The 5,891-nt window shown below is 61.8% G+C and carries 6 protein-coding genes and 1 pseudogene; 2 read left to right on the forward strand and 5 right to left on the reverse strand.

Annotated features, from left to right (window positions below):
• From QAT43_RS13715 to QAT43_RS13725, 3 genes and pseudogenes are all read right to left on the reverse strand, one after another.
• Positions 1 to 337, reverse strand: a pseudogene (locus QAT43_RS13715) (hypothetical protein); the annotation flags it as partial.
• Positions 338 to 531: 194 nt separating this feature from the next.
• The gene (gene rbr, locus QAT43_RS13720) at positions 532 to 1,107 is read right to left on the reverse strand and encodes a rubrerythrin (RefSeq protein WP_305043652.1); all 576 of its coding nucleotides are present in this window, start codon (positions 1,105 to 1,107) and stop codon (positions 532 to 534) included.
• A 75-nt stretch (positions 1,108 to 1,182) separates the two neighbouring features.
• Positions 1,183 to 1,632, reverse strand: coding sequence for a Fur family transcriptional regulator (locus QAT43_RS13725; RefSeq protein ID WP_305043653.1), 450 nt, complete (start codon positions 1,630 to 1,632; stop codon positions 1,183 to 1,185).
• 246 nt (positions 1,633 to 1,878) lie between these two features.
• Between QAT43_RS13725 and QAT43_RS13730 the strand changes: the two genes are divergently transcribed.
• Together QAT43_RS13730 and QAT43_RS13735 are read left to right on the forward strand one after the other, a co-directional pair.
• Positions 1,879 to 2,790 carry a helix-turn-helix transcriptional regulator gene (locus QAT43_RS13730; RefSeq protein ID WP_305043654.1) on the forward strand — a complete coding sequence of 304 codons (912 nt, stop codon included), beginning with the start codon at positions 1,879 to 1,881 and terminating at the stop codon, positions 2,788 to 2,790.
• 327 nt (positions 2,791 to 3,117) lie between these two features.
• The gene (locus QAT43_RS13735; protein ID WP_305043655.1) at positions 3,118 to 3,918 is read left to right on the forward strand and encodes a substrate-binding domain-containing protein; all 801 of its coding nucleotides are present in this window, start codon (positions 3,118 to 3,120) and stop codon (positions 3,916 to 3,918) included.
• Positions 3,919 to 3,925: 7 nt separating this feature from the next.
• Here the strand turns inward: QAT43_RS13735 and QAT43_RS13740 are convergent, their stop codons facing one another.
• Both QAT43_RS13740 and QAT43_RS13745 read right to left on the reverse strand, forming a co-directional pair.
• Entirely contained in the window at positions 3,926 to 5,380 is a 1,455-nt protein-coding gene (locus QAT43_RS13740; protein ID WP_305043656.1) for a deoxyribodipyrimidine photolyase, read from the reverse strand.
• 50 nt (positions 5,381 to 5,430) lie between these two features.
• Positions 5,431 to 5,891: SLC13 family permease (locus QAT43_RS13745; RefSeq protein WP_305043657.1), on the reverse strand; the 461-nt coding region annotated here is incomplete at its 5' end.

Here is a 5,891-nt window from a genome sequence, read left to right on the forward strand (position 1 = left end):
GCCCGCAATAGGGGCATTTCTCGCCGGGCTGAAGACGGGCGCGGATGTATTGCCAGAGGGTCGAGGAGGTGGTGCGGTCGGAATAAAAGAGGCGCACGGCGGCCGCATGGGCATTGTCCATGCGCACTACGTCGCCTTTGAGTTCCACGTCGCCGAAGGGCGGCAACTGGGCGCGAAGGGTGAAAACGTCCTTGGGTTTTCCCCGCAGCGGCTCGATGACTGCGCCGGCGAGGCTCAGTTCGCGGATGGTCACGGCCTCTTCGCGGGTGTCACGTTCCGTTGCGTACACGGCTTGGGCGCGAAGGCCGGTTTTGACTCGAACATCAAGGCGCGCCATTTTCCCCTCGATTTCGCGCGATAAGACAAGCCGTTGCGGCGGTGATGGACTAATTCATAGCCCAACAAACGCCACTGTCAATTGTCTTGACGAAAAAAATGTGTTTTTTGGGAAATCTTTCATTGAAAAAAAGGGGGCGCCCAGCCGGGCACCCCCTGGTGGCGGGCAATGTGATTCTGGAGTGAAACCGGAGGTCAGTAATTCTCGCCGAGCAGTTCGAAATGCGCCTGGGGATGGGCGCAGGCCGGGCAGATTTCCACGGCGCCCTTGCCTTCGTGGATGTAGCCGCAGTTGCGGCAGCGCCACACTTGCGACTGCTCGCGGTGAAAGACGCGGCTGTTCTCGACGTTGCTAAGCAGGTCGAGGTAGCGCTTCTCGTGCTGCTTTTCGGCCACGGCGATGGCCTCGAAGACCTTGGCGATGTCCTCGAAGCCTTCCTCGCGGGCGGTGCGGGCGAAGGAGGGGTACATGTCGGTGTGCTCGTAGTTTTCACCCTGGGCGGCGCGCTTTAGGTTTTCGGCCGTCGAACCGATCTTGCCCGCGGGAAAGGACGCGGTGATTTCCACCTCGCCGCCCTCGAGCATCTTGTAGAGGCGCTTGGCGTGTTCTTTTTCCTGGTCGGCGGTTTCCTCGAAAATCACCGAAATCTGCACATAGCCTTCCTTCTTGGCTTGGGCGGCATAGTAGGTATAGCGGTTGCGCGCCTGGCTCTCGCCGGCAAACGCGGTCAGGATGTTTCTCTCGGTCTTGGTGCCTTGAAGTCGTGCCACGTCGTGAATCCTCCTTGTGAAAAATGATGAAGTTTCGTGGGGCCGCGGCGCCCGTGCCGCGCCCCCGGCCGCTGGTCAGGTCGGCGACCCGCCCTCGCGGCAGGCGGGGCAGAGGCCGAAAAATTCAAGCTGGTGGTCCCTGATTTCAAAGCCGGTTTTCTCGGCGATCGCCTGGGTCAGTTCGGCAAGGGGCAGTTCCTCGAAGTCCAGAATCGCCTTGCAGTGGGTGCAGATCACATGGGGATGGGGGTAGGGCTTGTGGGCGTCGTAGCGGCTGCTGCCGTGACGCATGCCCACTTCCAGCACCTCGCCGAGCCCCTTGAGAAGAGTTGCCGTCTTGTAGATGGTGGCGAGGCTCACCGTGGGAAAATCGCGGCGCACCTGAGCGTAAATTTCCTCCATGGTCGGATGCCCCGGGCTTTCCAGCAGTATTCGCAGCACCGCCAGGCGCTGCGGCGTGATGCGACAATCCAGGGCACGCAGCTTGGTCAGAATCTGGTCGAGGCGCGAGGCGGTATCCGTCATCCAAGGTTGCTTTCTTTTGGAAAATTATTCTCCGCAAAGAATAAGTCTTGAATTTAGCAAGATTCCGCCCGCTGTCAACCCCGGACGGCAGAGATATTTGTTGGTGCGTGCCATGCGGATTGTAAAATTCATGGAGGGCGCCAGAAAGATCAGGTATTCTATTGGGCTTGGGGATGGATTGTGGTATCAGGGGGCAATGCGACTGGTAAATAATTACGCTAATAAACCAAAAATGACAGGTTGCCGATGAAGAAGCTGCTCTCGACCAAGGAAGTCGCCCATTTGCTGGGCATCAACGAAAAGATGGTTTACACCCTGATCACCGACAAGGGGTTGCCCGCCACCAAGATCACCGGCAAGTGGGTGTTTCCCGAGGATCTGGTCGAGCAGTGGGTGGAGAGCAAGACCATCAATTATCCGGTCCAGCGTGAACCGCTCCTGCAGCAACCCAATCTGCTGGTCCTGGCGGGCAGCAACGACATCCTGCTTGATCGCGCTCTGGCGCTGTTCATGAAGATTAACCCCGAACAGGTGGCGGTGTTCGGCAACCTGGGGAGCCTTGGTGGTCTCAAGGCCTTGCGGCGCGGCCTCTGTCAGGTGGCGACCAGCCATCTGCCCGAGGAGGACAAGGACGAGTTCAACTTCTCCTATGCGGCCGGGGAGCTGGATTCCTTGCCGGCCGTGGTCAATTTCTGCCGGCGTGAACAGGGATTTCTGCTGGCGCAGGGAAATCCGTTGGGCGTCAGCGGTCTTCGGGATATCGGCGAGAAGAAGCTGCGCGTGGTCAATCGCCCCCTGGGCACCAGCACCCGCCTGGTTTTCGATCGGGAGTTGAGTCGGGTCGGAATCGATCCGGAACGGGTGGCCGGCTATGGGCACGAGGTGTTGCGCCACCTCGATGTCGGTCTTGAAATTCTTGGTGGCCGCGCCGACATCGGTCCGGCCATCCGGCCGGTCGCTGCCTTGCTGGGGCTGGATTTTCTGCCCTCGCGCTGGGAGCGCTTCGATCTGTTGATTCCCAAGGACAGCTTTTTCCTCAAGGGGGTGCAGCTCTTTCTCGATCTGCTGCGTGAACCGGAGTTTCGCGCCCTGGCCGCGGAACTGCCGGGTTACGATCTGAGCCTGAGCGGCCGTATGATGTATCCCCAATCCTCATGAACCTTGGCCTTGCCGTTCTGTGTGCCCCCGTCCTCGTGCCCCGTGCGGCTAGTCCTGTCTTCTAATTCCGGCTATTTTCGGCGCTGCCTTCGTTGCGCCAACTTGACTTAGCGCACGGCTAGGACTGCGTTGGCGACGCCTTGGCAACACCAAAAATATCTCAGAATTATTTGACAAGACTAGCCACACGGGACACTAGCGGGGGCTTTTTTTTTGCTATTGACAAGGGAAAGGGGAAAGACGATCTTTGTGTTTGTTGTTTGTCTTGGTGTTTTTTGGTCGTTTTTGGAAGATTTTGGCGGAAACAACTCTTTGTGGAGGACAATCATGAAACGCTGGTCCCTTTTTCTTGCCGCCGTCCTGTGCCTGCTGACGGCAACCGCGGGCCTCGCCCAGGAGCGCCTGATTCTCGCAACCACCACCTCGACGCAAAATTCCGGCTTGCTCGACGTGCTCTTGCCGCCCTTTGAGCAGAGAAACAACGTGCGCGTCGATGTCATCGCCGTGGGTACGGGCCAGGCACTCAAGTTGGGTGAAGCCGGCGATGCCGACGTGGTCATGGTGCATGCCCGCGCCCAGGAAGATGCCTTTGTCGCGGCCGGTTTCGGCGTCAAGCGCCATGACCTGATGTACAACGATTTCGTGATTCTGGGGCCTGAGACCGACCCTGCCGGGATACGCGGGCTTAAGGACGCGACGCAAGCTCTGGCCAAGATCGACGCCGTCCAGGCGCGGTTCGTGTCGCGGGCCGACCAGTCCGGCACCCATGTCATGGAAAAGAATCTCTGGCAGCAAGCCGGCGTTGCGCCCACGGGGAACTGGTACATCGAGTCAGGGCGCGGCATGGGCGAGGTTATTGCCATGGCCACGGAACTTCAGGGCTACACCCTGGCCGATCGCGGCACCTATCTGGCTTATTTGGGCAAGACCAACCTGGAGGTGCTGTGCGAGGGCGATGAGCGGCTCTTCAATCCTTACGGCGTGATTGCCGTCAATCCGGAGCGCCATCCCCACGTCAAGATCGATCTGGCCGACAGGTTCATCGACTATCTGTTATCCGCCGAAGGCCAGGCCCTGATCACCGGCTTCCAGGTCAACGGCAAGCAGCTGTTCTTCGTTTATCCCTGATTCCGCCTTAGTCTCCATAGCGGCGCAGATAAGCTTCCACGGAAACCTTGCGCGCCGTATTCTCCGAACTCATGGAGCGGATCTTGCCGTAGATGGGCCGCTCGGGCCAGGGGCGGTCGTAGCGACCCAGGCACCAGAAAATTCCGCTGTAGCTGTTGGGGTCGCGGCCGTCGAGGGCGTACTTGTTGTTGAGTTCGATCATTATGTCGAGCGCCGCGCGCGGCGCTCGACTCCATTCGAGAATCTTCTTGCCCCAGAGCATGCGCAGATAGTTGTGGATGCCGCCCTCGCGCAGCAACTGGCGCTGGGCGGCGTTCCACAGAGGATCGTGGGTGCGCGCCTGTTCAAAATCCTCCAGATCGTACAGATAGGGTCGCGGGTCTTCCGCGTGCCGCTCCAGGGTGGCCAGCGCCCAGTCGGGCAGGGATTCGTAACGGTCGTAATCGGCGCGGTAGCGACAGAAGTTGTAGCCCAACTCGCGCCAGGTCACCAACTGGTCGAGCCAGGCTTCGGCGTTCGCCGACATCCCCCACCAGCCGGCGCGCCGGCCCTTGCTCTCCGGGCCGAGGCGCCCCAGGTTCCAGTTTTCCTGTTTGACAAGGCGGCTGAAGACCTCATGCACCGAGAGATGGCCGAAATGCAGGTAGGCCGAGAGCTCGCTGGTGGCGGCGCGTTCGGGCTCGTTGCGCTCTAGCGCGTAGTGCCCAAGGCGTTCGTCGAGGAACAATTCCAACTGGGTGCTTGCCGCGCGGCTGCCGCCGCGCAGGGCGACAGCGCCGACGCGCTGATCAATGGGCAGGCTCGCGAGGTCGTAATCCGTGGAGGCCAGACGCGCCCAGGCCGCGGGCCAGCGCTCCTGAACGGCTTGCGGCAGGGCCTTGAGGACGGGCAGGCCGCGGTCGGCCAGGGGATCGGCGAGGGGCGGGTCGCTCAGGTGTCCGGGCAGGTTTTTCTGCAGGAAGCGGCGCAAGGCGTAGGCGCTGGGATAGGCCTGGGGAGCGGCGTCCAGGGGCAGCAGGCCGTTGCCGTCCACCGCTTCCAGGCGCACCCCGAGCTTTTTTCCCGCTGCTTGAACCATGCGCGGCAGAAAAAACGCCGGAAAATCGTCGGTGACCACCAGGCAGGCGCCCTCGGCCAGGGTCTCCAGCAAACCCTTGCCCGCGCCCCGGCGCTCCTCCACATAGGGATGATAGAGCACCGGCGATTGCGCCAGGGCGCGGGCGTGCTCGGCCATGCCGTCGAGGATGAAGCGGTGCAGCCGCGCGCTCGCCCAGGGATAATCGCAGCGCAGAGCCTCGAGAATCACCAGGGGCCTGCGCAGCTCACGGGCTTGCGCGATGGCGTGCTGGAGGGCGAAGTTCCAGCGCAGGCGCCGCGCCGCGATCATCCAGTAGAGGACGTAGTCGCCTTGCGGGTTGGCAGGGGCCTGGTTGATTGGGCGCAATCGCAAGGAATTCGCCATCGGTCCTTGGTCCTTGGTCATTTGTTTGCCACCGCTCCTTCCTTCCTGTTCTAAGCCACCAGCCACAGCCATAGGGCCGCCAGGGCCAGGGTCGCCAAAGTGACCGGGACGCCGACGCGGGCGTGTTCGCGCCAGCCGATGTGGATGCCGAGGCGCGCCGCCTGATCGACGACGATGATGTTGGCGATGCTGCCGACGATGAACAGGTTGCCCGCCAGGGTGCTCGCCAGGGCGAGAATCGGCCCCGCCAGGGCGTGGTCGGCGGCGGGCAGCAGCAGCATGACCGCCGGCACGTTGGACAACAGGTTGGAGAGCACCGCCGTGACCGCGAAAAGCCAGGCCGGCACCGCCATGTCGACGCCGCCCTGCTTGAGGGCGGCAAGCGCCGCGCCGAGCAGGCCGCTGTCGGCCAGGGCGTGGTTGACGACGAACAGGCCGATGAACAAGACCAGCAATTGCCAGTCGATCAAGGCGAGGATGTGCTGGGACCTTATGCGGCGGCTCAGCAGCA

This window comes from Geoalkalibacter sp., from assembly GCF_030604225.1.
In the GTDB taxonomy this organism is placed as follows: Bacteria; Desulfobacterota; Desulfuromonadia; order Desulfuromonadales; family Geoalkalibacteraceae; genus Geoalkalibacter.

Coding starts and splice junctions, on each gene's coding strand:
- QAT43_RS13725 (WP_305043653.1), bottom strand. CDS start 1,632: ATGACGGATACCGCCTCGCGCCTCGACCAGATTCTGACCAAGCTGCGT.
- QAT43_RS13730 (WP_305043654.1), top strand. CDS start 1,879: ATGAAGAAGCTGCTCTCGACCAAGGAAGTCGCCCATTTGCTGGGCATC.
- QAT43_RS13735 (WP_305043655.1), top strand. CDS start 3,118: ATGAAACGCTGGTCCCTTTTTCTTGCCGCCGTCCTGTGCCTGCTGACG.
- QAT43_RS13740 (WP_305043656.1), bottom strand. CDS start 5,380: ATGGCGAATTCCTTGCGATTGCGCCCAATCAACCAGGCCCCTGCCAAC.